1 pseudogene is annotated in these 1,085 nt (G+C 54.7%); it reads right to left on the bottom strand.

Annotated elements, in window-relative coordinates:
* Positions 1 to 1,013, bottom strand: a pseudogene (locus C4N24_RS14980) (DEAD/DEAH box helicase family protein); the annotation flags it as partial.
* Positions 1,014 to 1,085 lie beyond the last annotated feature (72 nt).

Below are 1,085 nucleotides of genomic sequence, written 5' to 3'. Positions count from 1 at the left end.
TTTTCCTCCAGTGCCGCCAGCACCGAGGGGCGGCGAGGTGCGTCCTCCTGTTCTTCCTCATCCTGTTCCGGGTCGTGGCTCTTTTCGTCCACATCCAACTGGGCGTTTAATTCGGCAAGGCGGGCTGACTTCTCTGCCAGTTCTTCTTCCTGTGGGAATGGTTTCTCAACCTCGATTTGCGCTGCTGCCTGCTGCTGATGCAGAGTGGCTAGTTCATTCTCAGCAGAGTTAATGCGCTCCGGGAAGTTGTTCAGCGAATTATCCAAACGGATAATGTTGCCCAGCGGGTCGGTGCCCAGTGCTACCGGGTATCTCCGTTCGCCCTTCAGAATAGCCTGATACTCACTGCGGAAGGTATCGAACCGCAGAGACAACTCAAAGCCCCGGTAGCTGCCGATCACTTTTTCTTCGGCGTTGGGCAGTTCGGAACAGGCAAGCACCAGACGCTCACCGGCGGTCTTTTTCTCATCGTAGGTCACGCCCTTGATGGTCATGCCGCAGAAACCCTCTTGCACCTGCGGATGGGCGGCGGTAAGCTGTGCGTCCGCTTTCACCCCAGCAATATAGGCGTTCGTTTCCCGAATGTCAGCCGGGAATTTGGTCAGAAGCTTGTCTTGCAGGCGGAATTTCTGACTCTGGTGGTCGGCTTTCAGCACCTTCAGCTTGGCGACCTGCACATCCAAATCCATCTTCTCCTTGATGAGCGGATTTCCAGCGCACAGTGCCTTGATCTCCGCATAGGAAAGTGCCTGCTCGTCCACGTCCTCGCAGGAGCGCACCGGGGATTTGCTGGTCATAATCTGGCTGATAAATCGCTGTTTGTTTTCCAAAGTTTGGAACAAATAACTGTCAAATGTCCCTTCCGTAACGTAATTGAACACCTTGACTTCCTTATTCATATTGCCCTGCCGGATGATGCGACCATTGCGCTGGGTCATGTCACTGGGCTTCCAGCCAACATCCAGATGATGCACCGCCACAAGTCGGGACTGGACGTTGGTGCCCGCTCCCATTTTTGCAGTGCTTCCGAGCAAAACTCGCACATCGCCAGAGCGCACTTTGGAGAACAATGCCGCCTTTTTCGC

The sequence above is a fragment of the Faecalibacterium prausnitzii genome, from assembly GCF_003287405.1.
GTDB classification, from domain to species: domain Bacteria; phylum Bacillota; class Clostridia; order Oscillospirales; family Ruminococcaceae; genus Faecalibacterium; species Faecalibacterium intestinale.
The sequence above is the reverse complement of the archived record's forward strand: the minus strand, read 5'-3'. Positions and strand labels throughout refer to the sequence as shown.